Here is a 21,488-nt window from a genome sequence, read left to right as displayed (position 1 = left end):
TCACTAGGAAATTTATTTTGCATGACTACTTAACCCAGTTCTTCCAAAGAATGCAAAATAATATCTAAGTTTTTGCCTTTGTCGAGGTGAATTAGGTGTTTAACATTTTCCAGAAGAATTATTTTCGGCTTTTTTAATTCTACTATTTCGCAGATGTGAAAAAATAGAGTTCCCCTTGTATCTCTAAATCCAGCTCGTTTTCCAGAAATGCTAAAGGGTTGACAGGGAAATCCTGCTGTCAACACTTCAAAATCAGGCAGGTCATGAATAGCAATTTTTCTAATATCTTGATCGGGAATTTCTTGAAAATTATTGAAATATACTTTTCGACAGTTTTCGTCTATTTCACAAGAATATACACAGTCATAACCAACGCTCTCAAAAGCTAATCTAAACCCTCCAATACCAGCAAAAAGATCGATAAATCTGAGTTTTTCGTTTGTCATTGCCAAATTATGACATCAAAGAAATTAATCAATGGGTGCGTTAACCAAGAGTAACGCACCCCAAAGAAATTACACCGAAGTTAAGGTTTTCTCCGCGCTAATTTGCGCTTCGGGACTATCCGCTTCCGAGGGAGGGACCACTTGCCAGAATTGACCGAGATAGCTATCCCAATTAGCTAAAATTAACTTACCTTTGGGGCTATTAGTGCGTTCTATATGGGCCTCAATTAAAGATTTTAACTGTTCCGCACCGGCAACCGTGCCAACCCGTTGAATCTTGACAATTTCGGGGTTAAGTTTCTCCGGTAGGGACGGATCAAGAATATAAGCTAATCCTCCCGTCATCCCAGCGCCGACGTTGCGACCGACGGAACCAAGCACGACAATTACCCCACCGGTCATATATTCACAGAGGTGATCCCCGGCCCCTTCGATAACCGCTTTCGCAGTGGAATTGCGGACAGCAAAGCGTTCACCAGCGCGACCATTAGCGTATAATACCCCACCGGTGGCCCCGTAGAGACAGGTATTACCGATAATAGCGTTATCTTCGGGCTGATAATTGGCGTTTTGGGGCGGTAAGATGACAATTTCGCCGCCGTAGATGCCTTTACCCACATAATCGTTAGCTTCTCCCTCTAAATGGAGATTGACACCGGGTAAATTAAATGCTCCGAAACTTTGACCGGCCGCACCCTGGAAATTGAGCTTAATTTCGCCTTCAAAGCCGTCATTCCCGTATTTTTGGGCAATTACCCCCGCAATTCTCGCCCCGACGGAGCGATCGGTATTGACAATCCTGTAGGTTTTGCTGACGGTTCCCTGTTGCTCGATCGCCTGTTTAATCTCGCTATCGGCTAGAATATCGTCATCGAGGACAGCACCGTTACTATGTACTTCCTCGTGCTGCAACCAAGAGCGATCGCTACGGCCATCGGGTAAATTCAACAAACAATCGAGATTGAGGGATTCTGTCTTAGTTAAACGAGCATCGGAGCGCACTTTTAACAGATCTGCCCGGCCAATCACCTCATTTAAACTGTGATAGCCTAATTTCGCTAATAATTGCCGCGTTTCCTCGGCCACCAAAGTAAAGAAATTGACCACATGAGCGGGAATTCCTGGAAAACGAGTGCGGAGACGTTCCTGCTGGGTAGCGACTCCCACAGGGCAATTATTCGTGTGACAGACGCGGGCCATGATGCACCCCTCGGCAATCATGGAAATGGAACCAAAACCGAATTCCTCCGCACCCATCACGGCAGCCATGAGGATATCCCAACCGGTTTTCAGTCCCCCATCCGCACGCAAAATCACCCGATGACGCAGTTGATTTTCCATTAACATCCGATGCACTTCCGTCACTCCCAATTCCCAGGGACTACCCGCGTGTTTGATCGAACTTAGGGGTGATGCACCTGTACCACCATCGTGACCGGAAATCTGGATAATATCAGCGTTAGCTTTGGCAACTCCGGCCGCAATTGTGCCGATACCGATCTCGGCCACTAATTTGACGGAAACTTTGGCCCGGGGGTTAATTTGGTGTAAATCGTAGATTAATTGTGCTAAATCTTCGATCGAGTAGATATCGTGGTGAGGAGGGGGAGAAATCAAAGTTACTCCCGGTTTCGATCGCCGTAACATGGCAATATAGGAACTGACTTTTTTCCCGGGTAATTGACCTCCTTCTCCCGGTTTTGCTCCCTGGGCCATTTTAATCTCTAGCTGTTTTCCACTCATTAAGTATTCGGGAGTGACTCCAAAACGACCCGAAGCTATCTGTTTAATGGCAGAATTGGCTGTATCACCGTTTTTTAAGCCGTTTAGATGGGGCATGGTCACGGAATGTCCTTCTGCATCCACATCGTTTAAGCTGGTGTAACGGATCGGATCTTCTCCCCCTTCTCCAGAATTGGACTTACCTCCGATACGATTCATGGCGATCGCTAGGGTTTCGTGTGCTTCCCGGCCCAAGGCACCGAGGGACATTCCCCCTGTGCAGAAGCGTTGCAGGATACTTTCGATCGATTCTACTGCTTCGATGGCAATTGAGGCTCGATCGCTGTTAAATTCTAATAGATCGCGCAATGCAGTAACGGGTCTTTGCTGCAAGATTTGACGATAGGTTTCGTAATGGTCATATCCTTCACCTTGGGAGTGAGCGGCCACGGCTTTATGGAGTGCTTTCGCCATTTCCGGGGAATTCATGTGGTATTCTCCCCCTGGACGGTAGTTGACAAAACCGTAGTTTTCTAGTTTTTTAGCGGTAAGATTGGGGAAAGCTTTACTGTGGAATGCGATCGCTTCTTGGGCCACTTCCGCAATGCTTAAACCCCCGACGCGACTGGTAGTACCGTTAAAAGCTAGTTTAACTAAATCTGCCGATAATCCGATCGCCTCGAAAATTTGCGCCCCATGGTAGGAAGATAGGAGAGAAATACCCATTTTCGAGAGAATTTTCAGTAATCCTGCTTCTACGGATTTGCGGTAATTAATTAGGGCTTTTTCGAGGCTAATAGCTTCTAATTTGCCATTTTCCATCAATTTCTGAGTTTTTGGCTCGATCCACCACTGGGCGATCGTTTCTAGGGCCAGATAGGGACAGACTGCGGAAGCACCATAACCAATTAGACAAGCGAAGTGATGGGTACTCCAACACTGGGCCGTATCGATCACAATCGAAGCTTTTAAACGCAAGTGTGAGCGAATCAGGTGATGATGGACGGCACCAACAGCTAATAAAGGGGGAATATAGCTAGTTTTTTCGTCAATAGAAGCAGTCCTGTCACTGAGAATTAAAATTTCTGCTCCCGATGCTACTTTCTTGGCGGCCTCAGCGCACAAATTAGCGATCGCGGTTTCTAATCCCCGGGGGCCGGTGGTCAGATCATAAAGGGTAGAAAGTTCGGCTGTTTTGTAGCTAGAGGTTTTAACTTTGACTAATTCCGCATTATTGAGCAGAGGAGAGTCTAATTTCAGTAAATGTGCGTCATCAACCCCTAATTTAAGAATATTGCCCCGTCGTCCTAGATACATAGTCAAGGACATGACTAAACTTTCCCGTAAGGGATCGATGGGGGGGTTAGTAACTTGGGCAAAACGTTGTTTAAAGTAATCGTAGAGAAGATGGGGTTTACTGGAGAGGACCGCTAGGGGAGTGTCATCACCCATACAGAAAGTCGGTTCTTTTCCCTGCTCTGCCATGGGGACGATAATCAGATCCACATCTTCGGCAGTATAACCGAAAGCGGTTTGCAGGGGAAGGAGATGACTAGGAGCGGGAATGTCTATCGCTGTTTCTTTGTCAATAAAGGTGCGTTGGGATTTCACCCATGCACCGTAGGGATTAGCTCGGGCAATTTCCTGTTTAATCGGCCAATTACGCTTAATTTCGCCTTTTTCTAGGTCCACTGCGATCATTTGACCGGGGCCGAGACGACCTTTTTCGATAATGGTGGTTTCATCGAGGGGAATAGTTCCCGCTTCCGAGGAAACGACGATATAACCGTTGTTAGTAATGCTATAACGGGCCGGTCGCAAACCGTTGCGGTCCAAACAAGCGCCGACGATTCCCCCGTCACTGAAGACCAGTAAAGCCGGACCGTCCCAGGGTTCCTGTAAACCGCTATAGTATTCGTAGAAGTCGATAATTTCGGGATAATTCTGTAAATCCGGCTGATTATTGTAGGCCTCCGGCACTAGGATCATAGCCGCTTCTAGGGGACTGCGACCGGTTCTCACCAATAATTCTAGGGCGCTATCGAGGTTATAGGAGTCGCTGTTAGCGGGGTTAACAATGGGGGTCAGGGATTGTAATTCTTCGTGGGTCCAACCTTGGGTTTCTAAAGCGGGTTCCCGGGCCGACATCCAGTTAATATTGCCCAAAAGGGTGTTAATTTCGCCGTTATGACCCAATAAGCGCATCGGTTGAGCGAGGGGCCATTTGGGTTGGGTATTGGTGCTAAAACGTCGGTGATAAATGGCAAATTGACTGCTATAGGCGGTATTTTGCAGGTCTAGATAAAATTCTCGCAGGATTTCGCCCCGTACCATGCCTTTATAGACAAGGGTGCGACAGGAAAAGGAGCAGAAATAGAAATCATCGGCCAGTTGCTTACCCACTTCAGAACGGGCAATATAGAGTAGGCGATCGAATTGAGAACCAGCTAAATCGGGGGAAGTCACCAGAATTTGCTCGACGTAGGGTTGATTTTCCCTTGCTTGTCTTCCGAGGACTTGGGGACGGACGGGAACAGCACGCCAACCTAAAATCTTAATATTATATTTATTGACAATTTCTTCGATGTGTGCCTTAGCGTCGGCGCGTTCTTGGTCCGCTTGGGGAAGAAAGACCATCCCCACTCCTAGTCGCTCAGATTCTGGCATATTTAAGCCATTTTCGGCGAACCAAGGAGCGAGGACATCTCTGGGGATAGCGGTCATCATACCAGAACCGTCACCGGAATCCTGATCGGCGCTGCAGCCTCCCCGGTGTTCCAAACAACCTAAGGCTAAAAGTGCCTGTTCAATCAGTTGATGGCTGCCGGAACCGCGCACATCGGCAATAAAACCGACTCCGCAAGCGTCCCGTTCCTCTACGAGCCATGGGAGACCCCAATAGGGATCGATTTGGTGTATATTGTCGGTTTTTAGGTTATTTTGTTGCGCCATAGAAGTTATCCTTAGGGTCGTTGTCTAGAAGGGTGGGATAGTTGGTCTGCTGAAAGGGTCAATCTAGAATAGAATTTTTTTTGATCTTGCCGTTTCGATTGTCGCTGATTTTTCCTAATTTTTGCCTGTTGCCGTCTTTATCTTGGCCGGTCTGAGGAATCACAGGTGATCTACCATGATATAGTAGCTCTCAGGAATTGTCATCGAAAATCCCCTGGATGGGGTGAAACATCCTGTTAGGTGCTTATTTTGACAGAATATTGTCTGATTATAAATATTATTGGAGCAATGGGGTCAAATTCAGGACAAGACTTTAGCTAAAGAGGCAGGTAAATCGGCTAATTTTTCTACCACTGTCACCCCAGCTTCTTGAAAATGACGTAAGCTATCTTTTCTGGTATTCTTAGCGGCAACAGAGTAGGAAAGTTGGTTAGAAATAATTGTTTCTGTATCGCCGAAATTGGTTTCAATCGCTGCATTTAACCCGACAAGATAGGCAATCACTGGTTTTTCAATTGCCGAGGCAATATATTTGGCTGCCTCGATTTCGGCCTTTCCCCCCACCTGACTGACGAGGAGAATTGCCTCGGTATTGTCATCTTCCTCAAAAACCTGCAACCATTGGGACAAATTGGAGCCAATAATGCCGTCAGTCCCCAAATTTACCGCCATAGATTCACCATACCCGGCTGCTGTTAAAGTTTTCGCCACTTCATCTCCTATGCGATCGCCGCGGGTGATCAGACCGATTGTCCCCGATTGATAAAAATTCGGTTCACAAATACCCAACCAAAGATAATTGGGAATAATCACACCCTGGCTGCCGGGGCCGAGAATTAATGTTCCGGTGGTACTAGCTATCTTTAATAATTCCACCAGATCTAAGGGGGGAACTCCGGGGGTGACGATAATTAATTGGGGGATGGCTGCTGCGATCGCTTCTAAGGCCGCATCTAGGACTTGATTGGGGGGGACTAAAATTAAACTGGTCTTGATTTCTCCGGCTTCAGCAACGGCCTCAGCCACTAGATCAAACACTGGTATCTCTGCGATTATCTCACCACCGTGGCCACTAGCCACCCCGGCTACTAAACAGGTTCCCTGAGCTTTCAATCGTGCCGCATAATATTTGCCTAGGGGTCGATCGATCCCTTGCATAATTATCTGATCTTTATCTGTCCATTTCATATATTAAGTGTTGGGAGTTGTTTCAGTAATCAGTAAACAATAATCAGTGATCAGTAAACAGTAATCAGTGAACAGTAATCCGCTTCTGAAGGCAAGAGTCAAAGGTTTTAGATTCGTCCCTTGTGAACTGAAAACTCACATCTGATAACTGATCACTGATCACTGATTCTAGGCTAATTTAATGGCTGCAGTGACTACCTCTTCTAAAGACTCTAACCAATGAAAGTTAACATCAGCTAAACTCTGACTGAGATCGATCGCTTTGCTGTCAGCTAGGACGCGAAAAATTATTTGTGGTAGGGTGGGATTGAGAAAAGATCGGGGTTCCAAGGTTTGTCTTTCCTGTCGGGTGGCCCGGATCATTCGTTCACCACTGCCCCGGCTGGGTGATAATGGGCTATAACTGCGGTAGTAATGGCTAATAGTCTCGATCGCTTTTTGGCCAAAGTCGGGATAACTGACAATATCAACGATAACCACTTTTAAATCGGCCAATAGTTGGAATTGTTGCAGACCGGCCTCTATTTGCTCGTTTAATTGCTCTAATTCTAGTCTTTCCTCCAGTATAAGCCAGGCTGCTAGTTTTGCCCCTTTGCCTGCCAAGGCATCCCAGACAGTGGACATCAAACCCTGGCCATTACTGATCACGGCTATTTGGCCAGTTTGATCAATTATCGACCAAGGGGATTGTAATTGGGGTGGGGTCAGGGCCAGAAGATCGAGATGTCTAGCTAAAGCGGCATCATTAACACTTATTTTGCCATCTAGGGCCATCACTTCCCCAGTTTCGTTGATACCCAAGGGATTAATCTCGATGATATCGAGATCTTTGCTGACAAAGAGACTATACATTTTTTCGAGAATTTGACTGATAGACTCGATCAAAGACCCTCTTAAACCCATAGATACGGCTAATTGCCGACAGAGATAGGGGGAAAATCTCTCTTCAATGACCACTTTTTGCATGGTTGCCAGTAAACTGTCCACATCCATCCCCCCTTGACTCGCACCGAGTAAAACCGGTCTTTGCAGATGATAATCGAGTAAAATGGCTAAAAATATCTCCTGTTGCGGATTATACCTGGCTTCTGCTAAGATTACCTCTGGATATTCTCCGGCGATCGGTAAATGAAAGATAGCATGGGCAGCAGCGATCGCATCAATGGTATTAGCGACAAATTTTACTCCTCCTGCTTTTCCCCGTCCTCCCGCTCGTACCTGGGACTTTAGCACGACCGGATAGGGAATGTTTAATCTTTTTAGTCCCCCCGGTTCGTGGATTGGTTGGGAAGGTAAAATGGGGATGCCGACTTGAGCAAATATTTCCTTGGCTTGGTATTCGAGTAAATCCATAATTGATTAGTTGATAAAGTGGCGGTTCTCTCTTTGCTCGTTTCGGTAGCTTGGGGACTATTAACTATCATAAGTTTGTGCAGTACCACAATGATAACAATAAGGTAAATTTTTATAAGTTAACTCATGGCAATGATGACATTCTACATATTGATAATAACCGCAATGGGGACAATGAGCATCTTGATTTTTAATCGTTTTAGCGCAGTTAATACATTGTGATTTTTGTACTCGTTTTGCTGCTTGAGACTTGGTATTAAAAACAAACTTTTGCAAAAATTTAATAACAGCAAAACCGAACAAAGGGATTAACAGAATATAAACATATTGAACTAAAAATACTAAACCTCCAAAGATAGAACCGATAATATCAAAAATGAATTGTGCAATAATACCAATTTGCAAAAATTCAAAAGCTTTGAAAATTAAAGGAATGAAGAAAATAACTAATAAATGCCAACTAATTAACGCTATTAAACCATAGCCGCGACTTTGGGCATACTGATTCACTAATAACGCAATAATTATTAATGGTGCTAAAAATAAAACCTGAAAACCTAATTGAATGCTAGGATACCAAAAAGACGCATTTTTATAACCAGCTTCCACATCATTAAATTTACTTTCATTTCTCATGAAAGCAAGTAAATTTTGACTCGATGGTTTTTGTAGTAGTTCATTTTTTAGCTTAACAATTTCTTCTTTGATTTTTGATATTTTTTTATTATTTTCCTCTAGTTTCTGTTTTGCCTCTTCCGCTTTTACCCAGTTTATCGAATTGTTGGCAGACTGTCCAGCAATTTTCTCTAATAGGGTAGAATCATATTGACTTCTAATAATTCTATTATTATTTTCTAGTATATTAATATTATCTTGTTTTGTTTGTATTTTACTTAATAAAGTTTTATTTTCTTTATTATTTAACTTATTTTTAATATCAGCATATTGCAAACAAATTGGAGAAACTTTACCTAAATGTCCTATTTCTTCATCTTGATAATTATTTTTATAATCAACTAAAAAAGTTGTAATTAAATCATAATCTCTATCTGGACTATTATTTTTCTTGTAACTTTGCCATGCGCTGTAACAAGGATATACTTGTTGGGGGCTTAAATGCCACCTACTAATATCATCTAATCCTGTAAAAACATTAACTAAGATGAAAATATCAACAATTATTATTACCAATAAACTTACTTTATTTAATGGTTTATCATTAATCCTTCTTGATCTCCTGAAAAACTGATTCCACAAATTATTAAGTTTAGTAAACATAATCTACTCCTAAGTACAGGACAAAAAGGATGATATTTGGAAACTTCCCGCGCTCTCCCCTATGAAGATTATTTTAGCAACAGCATCCGGTTCGCGGGTGATGGGGGAGAATATTTTTGGCTTACTTGATCGCAAAACTTAAAGTTAATTGTGTCATTATGGGGTTAGAGGCGAGACTTTTTTAGCTATCCACCTCTGTGAGTCTAGCAATCTTTCACTCTCTCTATTTCTATCTTTAGTTGGCTTATTTCTCATCTTTCTGAGGTAGGGTGGCCGATGTGTGATTTGGCTCATAGGCATTGGGGGTGGTTCGGGTTTATGAGCAAGGTTATCTACAAGAGGAGCTTATGGATAAATTTATTGGTTTGAGTATGCTGATTTTTGGGTTTGTAATGATGGCCTTTAATCCAGCAGTTGGGGTGCTAGTGGCTCTTTTTGGGTTGATCGTGACTTGGAATAGCGAGAGAACTGTTTCTGTTCGATCACAGGACAGGGATAGGGTTCCTTGTCCTCATTGTGCTGAGTTAATTCAACCGAAAGCGAAGGTGTGCCGTTTCTGTGGGGCCAGGTTTAGATGACCCCTTGTCCTGAGTTTGGGATCGGTGGCAACCCGATCAGAGGTTTCTTCAGTTTTTTGTCACAATTGTTACATTTTTTCACAGATTCTAATTCGATCGGGTGATTTTTTTTGATAGGATTGAACCTATAATCCTATCATAAATAGTTCTTGTTCTCCATTAACCGTGCCAAACTAAGAACTGCGGACAAATCAAGAGTTTTGGCGTTCCAATAGACCAAATAAACTAATAACTAGCAATTAGTAGAAAATATCGGCTATTTTTTGCTAAGATTCCCCTTTTTACCTCATTTTCTTGCTTGGAAACAAACTTTTTTCCGCTTTCGTCTCTATCTTTAACTCGCTCCCACTAGGAAACTCAAGGGTAAGATGCTAAATTTTCAAAAGCAGGGTCGTCATCATCCTCTGACCCTATTAACAATGCTTTTAAGTGCTTCTTTCGTTGTGGTCTCCCTTTCCTTGACTCCTGCGATCGCACGTCAATTCGCCCCGATTAACCAGATTAAACCGATTCCTTTGGGGAATGATCGATTAATTCCTGCTGGCACAGATATCCCTGTAAAATACGAGCAAGGGGAAAAAATTCTTTTAACCAAACAGGAAACTTTTTCTTTATCTCTGACCGTAACCGATAATATTAAAAACTCCCAAGGACAGACAATTATTCCCGATGGTAGTCAGATTATCGGAGAAATTAAACCTGACGGTCAAGGTTCCCGTTTTCTATCCCAAAAAATCTTTTTAAAAACCCGTCAACCCCAAGAAAAATCTATTGATGCTATTTCGGCAGTTTTCACCCGTCTAGAAAGACTAATTAAAGGAGTTAACCCCGATAAAATTATTCAGGGTGCAGTATTAGGAAAATCCGCCGCTTCTGTCCTCGCTTCCTTTACTTCTGACCAACCGGTTAGCGAGATTATACGAGGAGGAGGATTAGAAGTATTAGCCGGTTGGTTATTACGAGGAGAATCGGTGGAATTATTGTCAATTAACCCCAAGGAAGATTTAAAATTAACCCTTCGTTCTGATTTTACCGGTCAGTAAGCTTAAAAAAATCTGGTGTGTTAGTTATTAATCTAACACACCAGCTATCGAGACTAGGCGGCGTTTTGCCGATACCATTCAATGGTTTTTTGCAAACCTTCTTTAAATTCCATTTGAGCAACAAAACCGAATTTTTCCTGAGCGCGGGTTGTATCTAAACAGCGTCGCGGTTGACCATTCGGTTTATCTATTTCCCAAACAATTTCGCCATCAAAACCCATTAAATCACAGATTAATTCGACTAAATCTTTGATAGAAATCTCATAATTTGTACCAAGATTAACCGGGTCTGATTCATTATAGAATTGACTGGCCATGACAATGCCTCGCGCTGCATCGGTGGAGTAGAGAAACTCCCGGGTTGGACTACCATCTCCCCAGACAGGAAGTTGTTTATCCCCCCGTTGTTGTGCCTCATAAACCTTGCGAATTAAAGCAGGAATTACATGGGAACTACCCGGATCAAAATTATCCTCCGGCCCGTATAAATTCACCGGTAAAAGATAAATTCCGTTGAAACCATACTGCAAACGATAGGACTCTAATTGTACCAATAAAGCCTTTTTAGCGATACCATAAGGCGCATTGGTTTCTTCGGGATATCCTGACCATAAATCGTCTTCACGGAAAGGTACTGGAGTAAATTTTGGATAGGCACAAATTGTCCCCACACAGACAAATTTTTGCACTCCTGCTAGATAGGCAGCGTGAATTAATTGGGTTCCCATCATCAAATTATCATAGAATAATTCGGCGGGTTTTTCCCGATTAAGACCGATACCTCCCACATGGGCAGCCAAATGGATAATTAAATCTTCTTCGTTAGCTAAACGTTGACAGTTTTCCCAAACTCTTAAATCACAATCTTTAGACCGAGGAATGGTAATTTTTTCGGGATTTGCCCCCGCTGCAATTAATTGATTAACTACTTGCCGACCTAAAAATCCAGCCCCCCCGGTGACAACGATTCTTTGTTCGCTTAAATTCAGCATATTTTTACCTCTTTAATCCACAGTTGTCATCGAACGATTGCGAAGATAAGCCAAATCTTTTAATAACTGTCCGCTATCACCACCGTTATTAAGATTAATCCCCAAAGCCGCTAAATCCGCATCTACCATTAATTTTACCAGTCCCTCGAACGTCACCGACGGCTGCCAACCTAATTTCTCTCTGGCTTTTGTAGAATCTCCTATCAATAAATCCACTTCCGCTGGACGCAAATAACGTTGATCAAACTCCACATAATCCTGCCAATTTAAATTAACGTATTGGAAAGAAATATCGAGAAACTCCCGGATAGAATAGGTTTCATTGGTCGCCACTACATAATCATCCGGTTCTTGCTGTTGTAACATTAACCACATCGCCCGCACATAATCCTTAGCATAACCCCAATCCCTTTTAGAATCGAGATTTCCTAGATAGAGTTTTTTCTGTTGTCCGGCAATAATTCGGGCCAAGGCGCGGGTAATTTTGCGCGTGACAAAAGTTTCTCCCCGACGGGGGGATTCATGGTTAAATAAAATGCCGTTACAGGCAAATAAGTCGTAGGATTCCCGATAGTTGATTGTTTGCCAGTGACCGTAAACTTTGGCGCAAGCGTAGGGACTGCGAGGATAAAATGGCGTGGTTTCTTTTTGGGGAACTTCCATGACTTTCCCGAACATTTCCGAGGAACCTGCTTGATAGAAACGCACTTCGATGCCGGTTCTTTTTTGGTAATCCCGAATTGCTTCTAGTAATCTTAAAACTCCCACCCCCACAGCATCAACGGTGTATTCTGGAGCATCAAAACTAACTCGCACATGGGATTGGGCCCCTAAATTATACACTTCTACCGGTTGCACTTGTTCGAGGATACGCCGCAGGGTTGTCCCATCGGTGAGGTCGCCATAATGAAGAAATAATTTAGTATCGGGCTGGTGGGGGTCAGTGTAGATATGATCAATGCGATCGGTGTTAAAAGTTGAAGTACGACGGATGATACCGTGGACTTCATAGCCTTTTTCTAATAATAATTCGCTTAGATAGGAACCATCTTGACCGGTGATGCCGGTAATTAGGGCGCGTTTAGCTTCAGTCATCAGTAATTTACCTAATCGGAAAGAATAAAGACCATATAAAGAGTCTGACTGCTTATAGCACACTTTAGTCACTGGGGACAAGTTTGGCTAGGTTGACAGGGGACAAAAAGATGAATTGATTTTTTATCCAGGCTGCATAGATTCTAAATGGTTCTGACAATTTTCTCGGAATTTTCTGACTTGAAATTCCTTGACTTTGGTTAATTGATAATTATCCTTTCCCATGGCCAAGTAAAATTTCGCTTCGGTGTCATCAAGTAAATTTTGGGGTACAGCTTTCCACTGTTCTTTCGTTTGCCAATGGACAACGATAATTAATTGTTCCTCAATGGCGGGATTAATCCAAATTTCCTTACCTAAAAAACCAGGTTGTTTTGCTAAAAACTTTGTCCAAATTTCTTGATCTTTTTGGATAAATTTTTCCCTAGCTTCGGGTTTAACTTGAAATTCTAACCACTCGATGACCATAGTAATTATCTCCTATTTTTTGGTTTTGATCAAGAATTCTTCTGTGAGTTTCATAAAAGCTTTAGAACCACTAGAAGAGGGCATGGCTGCCACCGCAGGCACGAACATATCCACAGCTTTAGCTACATTAACATCCATAGGAATCGCATTAGCAAAAATTTGATGGGCTTGAAAATCCTGTTGTACCCGGCGCATGACTTGATTATAGTAGCGACTGAGTAAACCACCACCGGAAAGAATAAAAACTATACCGAGTAAACCGGGGTTAATAGGGTCAGTTTCTTGATGACTAGCTTTCAGTTTAACTATTCTTCTTTCTAATAGCTGAATGCCAACAATTGATAAAGGTTCGGGACGGGCGGGTAGTAAATAAAAATGACTGCTACATAGACCACTACGAGTTAAAAGATTATAGCCCGGAGCGCAATCCATGATAATATAATCATAACGGTCTTGAATGGGGTCAATGATTTTTTGAATTAGGATTCTTTCTAGGTTGTTCCAAGCATGATCAAAGCCTAAGTCTTCCTGTAAAATTGCTTGATGGTGCAGGGTTTCTGAGACGACATATTCATCATAAAGCTCGATGTCTCCCGGCAGTAGATCTAAGCCTTGAATTTCACAGACTGAGGGTACAATAATATCATCAATAGTTAATTTATTGTAGGGATTGGGTTTGATAATTGCTTCTAATAAATAGCTTAAAGTGCGTTTTTTGCGACGCAGTTGAGCAAATTCATGGGGGGACATTAAACTAAGAGTCGCACTGATTTGAGCATCTAAATCGAGGACAAGGACTCGTTTTTGCTGAAATTTAGCTAAACAGGTGGCAAGATTGACGGTAAGGGTAGTTTTTCCTACTCCTCCTTTCATATTAACGGTGCTGATGACAGTGGCCATTATGGGAATTCCTTTCTAGTTAACCGATGGAATATCTCGACGTAAAACTTGCCCATTGGGAGCCATAATCAGAGGAGGTAAACTGGTAATATCGATCGCTTCTTGGGTTTTCATGTCGTAGGTAGTGTAAACTGTCTCCTGTTGATGGGGATTAATATCGACAATTGTTAGGGTTTTTCTGGGTGCTTGTTCACTCTTCAATAACCGTCGCGGTCCACTGCCTAAAGCTCCTGCGTGTAATAATTGTAACTGCCCCCGTTTACCCGGATAGTAAGCGTGAGCATGGCCACTAATATAAGTATGCACCTGATGAGCCTCTAAAAACGCTCTTAATTGCTCGGCATCGGCTAAATAATCCCCCGGTCGATTTCTGCCCACGGCAATACCGTAGAGGGGTAAATGACCGATTACTAGCCGCATTTTAGCATTTTTAGCGTCGCTACTACTCAAGTTTTTTGCCGCCCAATTTAGTTGTTTCCGAGAGATTAAATGAGTGGAGGCATCCCAAACTAGATAGAATATACCATTTTGAGTGAAAGTATAATAAAAAGGAAAGCCAGTTTTATCGATAAAATTTAAACTTGTATTATGTTGGGGGTTTTGCCAATAATCTTGGGCTAGTTTTCTCTCCTTAGCATAGATAAATTTTCCTGCGGATAAAGCTCCAGAAGCGTCATGATTACCGATGGTAAAACCAAAGGGTATTTTAGCAGCTCGCAGGGGCGCGGCGATATGGTGATCAAAGGCCGACCACATAGCGTTAATTGCTGCCTCTGTCAAGCTGCTTTTTTGTCCTGCCACCATGTCGCCACCACAGAGAACCAGATCGGGTTTATGATTGATAATTAAAGGGATAGCTCGATCGATTTCGGGATCGTAAGTAGTGGAACCGTATTGACTATTAAGGTCACTAATCACGATTATCTTGACTTTTTTCGCCTTTTGTGCTTGTTTAACAGCCGACTCAGGGGGATTTTTGGAAGTAACAGGCTGTAAAATCTGATGAGCGCAAGCTGCCAAGCTAAAACCGCCTAAACTGCCACTAATAAGCAAAAATTTACGGCGTTGCATAGAATATCAATCTCGTCTTTAATTGAGGTCATGTCAGTTAGTGTAGCAATTTTTGTCCCTTCGATCGCTTTTTTGTTGTAACCCTAAGGAGATAACTTGACAATTCTCTTAACTTCTTTTGCACCTTGGTTATGCCATCACCAGAGTAATTCCTCCGATGATTTGTTAGTATCTATTCAAGATAATTGTCCAAAAAATCTTTTATTTTTGCGTCAACTTCCCGTTAATACTCATCGAGCCAGTGAACGAGTTATCAAAGCTATTCAAGACAAAAAAACCGATTTAGTTATTTGTTGTGGCATGGCGGAAAGTCGTTATCGTTTAAGTTTAGAATCTCAGGCTAAGAGTAGTACAAAAAAGTTATTGACACCAATTCCCTTGCCAGATTTAATTAAAAACCTTAACTATAGTTATATCAGCGATAATGCCGGTCAGTTTGTCTGCGAAGAATTATATTTTCAAGTCTTAAAATATCATCCAAGGGCTTTATTCGTTCATGTCCCGCTTTTAACTGATAAAAATTTTGCTATTATTCAAAGGGATTTTCAGAAAATTATCACCCTTAGTCGTTAGCTCATATAATTCGAGAGTAAGTTTCAAGGGAAAAAGGAAAAAGGATATACTGGTATTTTGCCATAATTGCCCTCCTCGACTTGAGAGCGCACCTAAGTCTAATAAATCTCATTGCCACGTCGAGCAAATTCTTCTTTGCTGTACTGGGGTGATCCCACTATCATTGGCTTGACCCAGTTGCAACTTTTGCCCCTATATTTTAAACTAAACATTGGGAATCTTCACTAACATTCCTCAACGACGCGATTAGTTAATTGTCGATTGGCTAAAGCTTGATCGCCTAGGTAGGGTAGGGGACTACAAATATTGAGAAAGCTAGTTTTAATAATCGGTTCTAAAGTGATATTTTTCTGACGGGTTAATTCCTGTAATAAATCATGATATTCTTGATAAATATGAGCAATTTCTTGCCAAACTCCCCAGCGCAAAAGTATTAACAAAATCAGATAATTACTGTATAACTTTAGGGTTGGGGTTAGACAAATTTCTCGGAATTGATAGGCAGTTATCAAAGAATTATCAAAGTCTTCTGCTAAAATATAGAGGTTAACCAATTGTTCCAAAAGACTCAGATCATTTGGTCTTAATTGCAGACAAAGTTTAATAATTTCCACTCCAAAAGTGGGACTTTGTTGCTCGTTGGTGACTCGTGCTGCTATCTGAAAAGCTTGCGGGATAAAACTATCGGCTAATTCCTCCAGGTAGGGTAAACTTGCTTGAGCTAAATCTAAAGTTAATTCATGGGGATATAAAAGACTTTTGAGAACTACATTTAAAAGCAATTCTCGATCGGGATTAGATCTGAGATTGTCTTGAATAGGATAATTAAGTAGTTCTTCTGGATCGAATATTTCTAAATCTAAAGCTAAGTCGAATAAAGCTAATAAATTATTAATTGACTTGGGAACAATTTCCTGTAGATGATAGCGAAAATATTCTACAGCTGCCAGATCACCTTTTCTTTGTTGTCGTCGCGCTTCTGTATCTAAAACTGCTTCTAATTCTGCTTGCTATTGCTTGACTTTTTCTGGATTACCTCCTCTTAAAACATTTTGCCACATTACCTGCGCTTCTGCTTCTAAATTTTGCAAAAGATAGGCAACTCCCAAGTACCAATAGTCAGAAATATTTTCGGGATTGTTATCGATTAGTTCCTCGTAGATTGCCGCAACTTGAGGATAATCTTCGGCAATTAAAGCTTGATAAGCGTCAGGATGCCACATAAATCAGTTATCAGTTTTTTGAGATAATATTTTCAGAAAATCTTGATGTTCTTGACTGGCTAAACCTTGCTGTAAAACAGTCAAAACCTGTCCCAAGTTACCCGCTAATAAAGCATTAACATCTAACCAAAGACCGGGGAAAACCTGCGAGTAAATTATCCCTCGACTATCGGGTTCAAGTTTAATATATTCTCCAGCATTTAATCGGAACCAATCTAATTGACGTTCATAAACTCGCCAAACAAGATATTCTTGCACTTGATTACGACGATAAACTCGCCATTTATTGTGGAGATCATAGGAAGCAGTAGAAGCGGCGATTTCTACGATTAATTCCGGCGCACCTTCGATATAATCATCGTCACTAATAGTTGATTGTCCAGCAATTTTAATTCTTAGTAAAGCATCCGGTTGTACCTCATTATCTGCGTCCAGACGCACTGTAGTATTATCCGCAGACATTACCCCAATTGTGGCGGCTTTATAGACCCCTAACCAAGTTAAAATATCAGAATGAGGTTCTCCATGACTCTGCACTCGTACAGGAGAAGACATATAAACTATTCCTTCAATTAATTCGGCTTTTTTTATTTCAGAAAGGTTCTGATAACGGCGCTCAAATTCCTGGCGACTTAGTTGATCACCATTTTCTAAAGGAGGGGTTTTAGGGAGAGAATAAATAGGTTCAGAAGTGATCATTTTATTTGCCCCGAACAACAGTAGATTTATCCTCCCCTAGTCCAGTGAAAAGGTGACAGTTAGGGGGGATAAAGCTCAAAAAGAATTGACTCATAACTGGAAACTGTCAACTTAAAACTTACATCTGATAACTGATAACTGATAACTGATAACTGAAATTAAACCACTTTAGCGATGGCTGCTTCCAGCTTATCCATCGCCTCATCTACTTCTGTTTCCGAGACAATTAAAGGAGGTACAAAACGGAGAACTTTCGGACCTGCGGGAGCAATTAATAAACCCTCTGCCAAGGCTGCATTAACAATAGTAGATGAAACCAACTCACTTTCTGAATTAATTTCCAGACCATTAATTAAACCCCAACCGCGCACATCGACAAATAGATGGGGATATTGAGAAGCAATCACGCGTAAACGGCTGCGTAACTGTTCCCCTCGCTGCTGGACATTTTCGAGAAGATGATCCCGTTCAATGGTTTGTAATACTGTTAAAGCTGAGGCACAAGCGAAAGGATTACCTCCAAAGGTACTCGCATGACTACCCGGTTCAAACACATCACAGAATTTTCTGCACATCATCGCACCGATGGGAATACCACCCGCTAAACCCTTAGCAGAAGTGAAAATATCCGGTTCCACTCCTAAATTCTCATAACCCCAGAGTTTACCGGTTCTTCCGACTCCCACCTGTACCTCATCAAAGACAAGCAAAATGTTATTTTCGTCGCAAATTTGCCGTAAACGTTGGAAATATTCGATATCCCCCGGACGAACTCCCCCTTCACCCTGCAGCGGTTCCAACATAATCGCAGCCACCCGACGATTACCCTCATCGAGATCAGCGATCGCATTTTCCACCGCTTCGATATCATTATAGGGAATATAGGCAAACCCCGGCATCAGGGGTTCAAAGTCTTTTTGGTACTTCGGTTGACCGGTTGCGGTGATGGTAGCTAAAGTGCGGCCGTGAAAACTAGCGTGAGCGGTTAGAATAACCGGCTGTTCGAGGAAATCTAGCACCGTATGGGCATATTTTCGTACTAATTTAATCGCCGCTTCGTTCGCTTCCGCACCAGAATTACAGAAAAAGACTTTATCAGCGCAGGAATGATCGACAATCCATTTAGCTAGTTCTCCTTGTTCGGGAATATAGTATAAATTCGAGACATGATGGAGTTTTTGGATTTGCTGACTAACCACTTCAATTAAAGCAGGGTGCGCGTGACCGAGGGTACAGGTGGCAATTCCCGCGACAAAATCAAGGTATTGTTTCCCGGAAGTATCCCAGAGGAGACAGCCTAACCCTTTTGCGATCGCAATGGGAAAACGACCATAAGTATTCATCACATAGCTGTTAAAACTATCTGGATCGAAGGGTTGATTCGGGTTTAAATTGGGAGTGGGATCAACTAGGGTTGGTTCTAAAAGGGTTTTTGGACTCACTGGGGAACTCCTGCGCGATTAGACATAGGGGAAATTATAATCAAATCCGTCTGAGAAGGACGGGTTATTTAGATTAAAAACTGATTTCATTGTAAGTTACTAGACAGTGTTAGGGGTGAATTTTGCTTGTCTATCAGTGAAGATAAATATCGTCGTCTGCGTCAGGAATTAATCGGGGGAATTTTTGCCCTGGTCGTGGTGTTTTTGCTGGGTACGTTTTGGTATCATCTGATCGAGGGTTGGAGTTTGCTAGATTCGGCCTATATGACGATTAGTACCCTCGCTACCGTCGGTTTTGGCGAAATTAATCCCCTAGGTGAACGGGGACGACTATTCACGATGGTTTTGATTATCATGGGAGTAGTCAGCATCGGTTATATTGTTAATCGCTTGACCGAAGCTTTAATTCAAGGCTATTTTCAAGAGGGACTCAAACAGAGACAGGAGAAACGCTTGATCGATCGACTATCGGAACATTATATCATCTGTGGTTTGGGTCGCACAGGCAGACAGGTAGCGATCGAATTTTACGCAGAAAATATTCCTTTTGTAGTTATTGATACAGACCCCCTACAGGTAAATCGGGCCAAAGAATTAAATTATATTGTTGTTCAAGGAGATGCCACCTTAGATAAATCTTTACAAATGGCAGGAATTGAACGCGCTATTTGTATTGTGGCCGCTTTAACTTCCGATGCGGAGAATTTATATACAGTTTTGTCTGCTAAAACTCTTAATCCGAAAATTCGTGCTATTGCTAGGGCCAGTACCGAGGAAGCAGTACAAAAATTACAACGGGCCGGGGCCGATGCGGTAGTATCTCCCTATATTACCGGCGGCAGAAGATTAGCAGCCGCAGCCCTACGACCGCAGGTGATGGATTTTGTCGATGGTATTTTAACTGGAACCGATCGATCGTTTTATATGGAGGAATTTTTAATCGATCCGAGGACTTGTCCCTGTGTGGGTTTAAGTCTTAGTCAAGCACATTTAAGATCTCGATCGGGGGCGTTAGTTTTGGCAATACGTCGCGCTGATGGTACGCTAATCGGGGGACCCACTGGCGATACGGAATTAATGGCCGGGGATTTATTAATTTGTATGGGAACGGCCGAACAATTACGCAGTTTAACTCAGATTTTAATCCCTATGCGATCGGATGGTTTACGTTTACCGAAGCATTAGTTAAAGAATCGATAAAAAATCGGCTGGTACCATTGCGGGAACAGGGGAAGCGGCAAAATCTCTTAGGTTTCGCGTTATGATTATTTCTAGCTTTTCTGATTCAGCAACGGCACTGGTAACGGCATCTTCAAAATCTTTCATCTGACTTGTCAATGCTTGCCTAATTATTGCATCTGTCACCCTAGCAACTTGCAAATTCTCTAGAAGACTTATCACCAATTTTCTTGAGCTTTCCCTTCCGTTTTGTTTAGACAAAATATAATAAATATTAGTGACGGCATGACCAGAAATATATCCTTGAGTTTTACCTGTCTTAACTGTATTTAATGCTTGTACAGATGCTTGAAAATGTGGTTCACGCTTACACAAAACATCTAGCAATACATCACTATCGAATAGGACTCGTTTCACCGATACTTCTCCACTAAATAATCAATATACGATTCTTTTGGGTCTTCTGATCCTAAATCGACAACCCCCACTAAGTCTCTTGTCCAAGGATCAAGATCGCTTAAATCATCTGTTAGGGAATGAGAGGTATTTTCTGAGGATACATTACTAGGATTAAATCGCTCTTTAATTCTGAAAATTATTAAACTATAATAGGCTCTCAGTTGGGTGACTAAAGATTTGTCAGTATCTTGGAAATATTCGGTTATAGTACGATTAGAAACCGATAGAGCATTTTTAGCTCCCTGGTAAATTTGCTCTAATTCTGAATCGGCAAACATATCAATAAACACATCTATCGTTTCCGAGAGAAGGAGTGAACCTTCCACCACTCTGATTAAATCGGCTTTTTCTTCACCCGTCTTTCCCTCATTGATCTGAGCAAGGCTGATAAATAATTTAGCATAGGCAGTTACTCTATCGGTAAATTCATTGATAATCTCAATCAAATTTATTGCCGAAACCTCATTCTTATATTGTTCCCATACCTGAAACCATAGTTGATTAATTTGATAAAATATATCGGCTCTTGCTTGATAAGTTTTAGAGTTATCTTTAACTTGCTCAACTAAAATCTTAGTTTCTTGTAGTAAATTATCCAGTATTATCCGATCAGAATCGGTGACAATTTGATCGAGTTTATCTGTAATATCTTGCAGATTTTCTAACAAAAATTGTCCTAAATTTTCCCGTTCGACTGAAGTTTGCAGACTATTCATCGTATTTACCTCTCCTAAGACTGACGATCAAACAGAAATGAGTAGTCAAAATTACCAGCCCTAAACCTCCATTGTAACAATTTTGGGGTCTGAAAGGGTGATTATAGTTAC

Annotated in this window: 19 protein-coding genes; 3 read left to right on the top strand and 16 right to left on the bottom strand. The window is 41.9% G+C overall.

Annotated elements, in window-relative coordinates:
- Positions 1-29 precede the first annotated feature (29 nt).
- From ACQY1Y_RS12830 to ACQY1Y_RS12810, 5 genes are all read right to left on the bottom strand, one after another.
- Complete coding sequence (locus tag ACQY1Y_RS12830; RefSeq protein ID WP_430012883.1) at positions 30-446, bottom strand: DNA cytosine methyltransferase; 417 nt, start codon at positions 444-446, stop codon at positions 30-32.
- Between the two features lie 69 nt (positions 447-515).
- Positions 516-5,120, bottom strand: a complete 4,605-nt coding sequence (gene gltB, locus ACQY1Y_RS12825; RefSeq protein ID WP_430012882.1) for a glutamate synthase large subunit — start codon at positions 5,118-5,120, stop codon at positions 516-518.
- A 300-nt stretch (positions 5,121-5,420) separates the two neighbouring features.
- Entirely contained in the window at positions 5,421-6,308 is an 888-nt protein-coding gene (locus ACQY1Y_RS12820) for a succinate--CoA ligase subunit alpha (protein ID WP_002751009.1), read from the bottom strand.
- A gap of 168 nt (positions 6,309-6,476) precedes the next feature.
- Entirely contained in the window at positions 6,477-7,661 is a 1,185-nt protein-coding gene (locus ACQY1Y_RS12815; protein ID WP_430012881.1) for an ATP-grasp domain-containing protein, read from the bottom strand.
- Between the two features lie 60 nt (positions 7,662-7,721).
- On the bottom strand, positions 7,722-8,939 hold the full coding sequence (locus tag ACQY1Y_RS12810) for a membrane protein (RefSeq protein WP_002733474.1): 1,218 nt from the start codon (positions 8,937-8,939) through the stop codon (positions 7,722-7,724).
- 946 nt (positions 8,940-9,885) lie between these two features.
- Here ACQY1Y_RS12810 and ACQY1Y_RS12805 point away from each other — a divergent pair.
- A complete protein-coding gene (locus tag ACQY1Y_RS12805; RefSeq protein WP_002733841.1) occupies positions 9,886-10,560 on the top strand; it encodes a hypothetical protein in 675 nt (224 codons plus the stop codon).
- Between the two features lie 53 nt (positions 10,561-10,613).
- Here ACQY1Y_RS12805 and ACQY1Y_RS12800 read toward each other — a convergent pair whose 3' ends face one another.
- The 5 genes from ACQY1Y_RS12800 to ACQY1Y_RS12780 all read right to left on the bottom strand — a co-directional run bounded on the left by ACQY1Y_RS12800 (position 10,614) and on the right by ACQY1Y_RS12780 (position 15,086).
- Positions 10,614-11,552, bottom strand: coding sequence for a GDP-L-fucose synthase family protein (locus ACQY1Y_RS12800; RefSeq protein ID WP_002733729.1), 939 nt, complete (start codon positions 11,550-11,552; stop codon positions 10,614-10,616).
- A gap of 12 nt (positions 11,553-11,564) precedes the next feature.
- Positions 11,565-12,647 carry a GDP-mannose 4,6-dehydratase gene (gmd, locus tag ACQY1Y_RS12795; protein WP_430012880.1) on the bottom strand — a complete coding sequence of 361 codons (1,083 nt, stop codon included), beginning with the start codon at positions 12,645-12,647 and terminating at the stop codon, positions 11,565-11,567.
- A 123-nt stretch (positions 12,648-12,770) separates the two neighbouring features.
- Entirely contained in the window at positions 12,771-13,115 is a 345-nt protein-coding gene (locus ACQY1Y_RS12790; RefSeq protein ID WP_002732771.1) for a TIGR03792 family protein, read from the bottom strand.
- 12 nt (positions 13,116-13,127) lie between these two features.
- Entirely contained in the window at positions 13,128-14,015 is an 888-nt protein-coding gene (locus ACQY1Y_RS12785; protein ID WP_193956835.1) for a ParA family protein, read from the bottom strand.
- A 15-nt stretch (positions 14,016-14,030) separates the two neighbouring features.
- Positions 14,031-15,086 carry a metallophosphoesterase family protein gene (locus ACQY1Y_RS12780; RefSeq protein ID WP_069475215.1) on the bottom strand — a complete coding sequence of 352 codons (1,056 nt, stop codon included), beginning with the start codon at positions 15,084-15,086 and terminating at the stop codon, positions 14,031-14,033.
- A 96-nt stretch (positions 15,087-15,182) separates the two neighbouring features.
- Between ACQY1Y_RS12780 and ACQY1Y_RS12775 the strand changes: the two genes are divergently transcribed.
- Positions 15,183-15,659: a peptidase C15 gene (locus ACQY1Y_RS12775; protein ID WP_430012879.1), complete on the top strand. Its 477-nt coding sequence runs from the start codon at positions 15,183-15,185 to the stop codon at positions 15,657-15,659.
- Between the two features lie 224 nt (positions 15,660-15,883).
- Here the strand turns inward: ACQY1Y_RS12775 and ACQY1Y_RS12770 are convergent, their stop codons facing one another.
- From ACQY1Y_RS12770 to ACQY1Y_RS12755, 4 genes are all read right to left on the bottom strand, one after another.
- The gene (locus tag ACQY1Y_RS12770; protein ID WP_430012878.1) at positions 15,884-16,441 is read right to left on the bottom strand and encodes a hypothetical protein; all 558 of its coding nucleotides are present in this window, start codon (positions 16,439-16,441) and stop codon (positions 15,884-15,886) included.
- 228 nt (positions 16,442-16,669) lie between these two features.
- Positions 16,670-16,882 carry a hypothetical protein gene (locus ACQY1Y_RS12765; RefSeq protein WP_002751022.1) on the bottom strand — a complete coding sequence of 71 codons (213 nt, stop codon included), beginning with the start codon at positions 16,880-16,882 and terminating at the stop codon, positions 16,670-16,672.
- A gap of 3 nt (positions 16,883-16,885) precedes the next feature.
- Entirely contained in the window at positions 16,886-17,581 is a 696-nt protein-coding gene (locus tag ACQY1Y_RS12760) for a Uma2 family endonuclease (protein WP_194032837.1), read from the bottom strand.
- A gap of 158 nt (positions 17,582-17,739) precedes the next feature.
- The gene (locus ACQY1Y_RS12755; protein WP_272103510.1) at positions 17,740-19,023 is read right to left on the bottom strand and encodes an aspartate aminotransferase family protein; all 1,284 of its coding nucleotides are present in this window, start codon (positions 19,021-19,023) and stop codon (positions 17,740-17,742) included.
- 126 nt (positions 19,024-19,149) lie between these two features.
- Between ACQY1Y_RS12755 and ACQY1Y_RS12750 the strand changes: the two genes are divergently transcribed.
- Positions 19,150-20,208 (top strand): potassium channel family protein, encoded by a 1,059-nt coding sequence (locus ACQY1Y_RS12750; RefSeq protein ID WP_002744445.1) that lies wholly within the window; start codon positions 19,150-19,152, stop codon positions 20,206-20,208.
- On the opposite strand, the gene ACQY1Y_RS12745 is transcribed toward ACQY1Y_RS12750, so the two are convergent.
- Complete coding sequence (locus tag ACQY1Y_RS12745; protein ID WP_150977956.1) at positions 20,209-20,619, bottom strand: PIN domain-containing protein; 411 nt, start codon at positions 20,617-20,619, stop codon at positions 20,209-20,211.
- Entirely contained in the window at positions 20,616-21,377 is a 762-nt protein-coding gene (locus ACQY1Y_RS12740) for a hypothetical protein (RefSeq protein WP_430012877.1), read from the bottom strand. The genes ACQY1Y_RS12745 and ACQY1Y_RS12740 overlap by 4 nt, the downstream gene beginning before the upstream one ends.
- Between the last annotated feature and the right edge of the window lie 111 nt (positions 21,378-21,488).

Origin of the sequence: Microcystis ichthyoblabe FBCC-A1114 (assembly GCF_050500245.1) — a bacterium.
Classification (GTDB): Bacteria; Cyanobacteriota; Cyanobacteriia; order Cyanobacteriales; family Microcystaceae; genus Microcystis; species Microcystis ichthyoblabe_A.
This window is presented reverse-complemented; position numbering and strand designations above follow the sequence as displayed.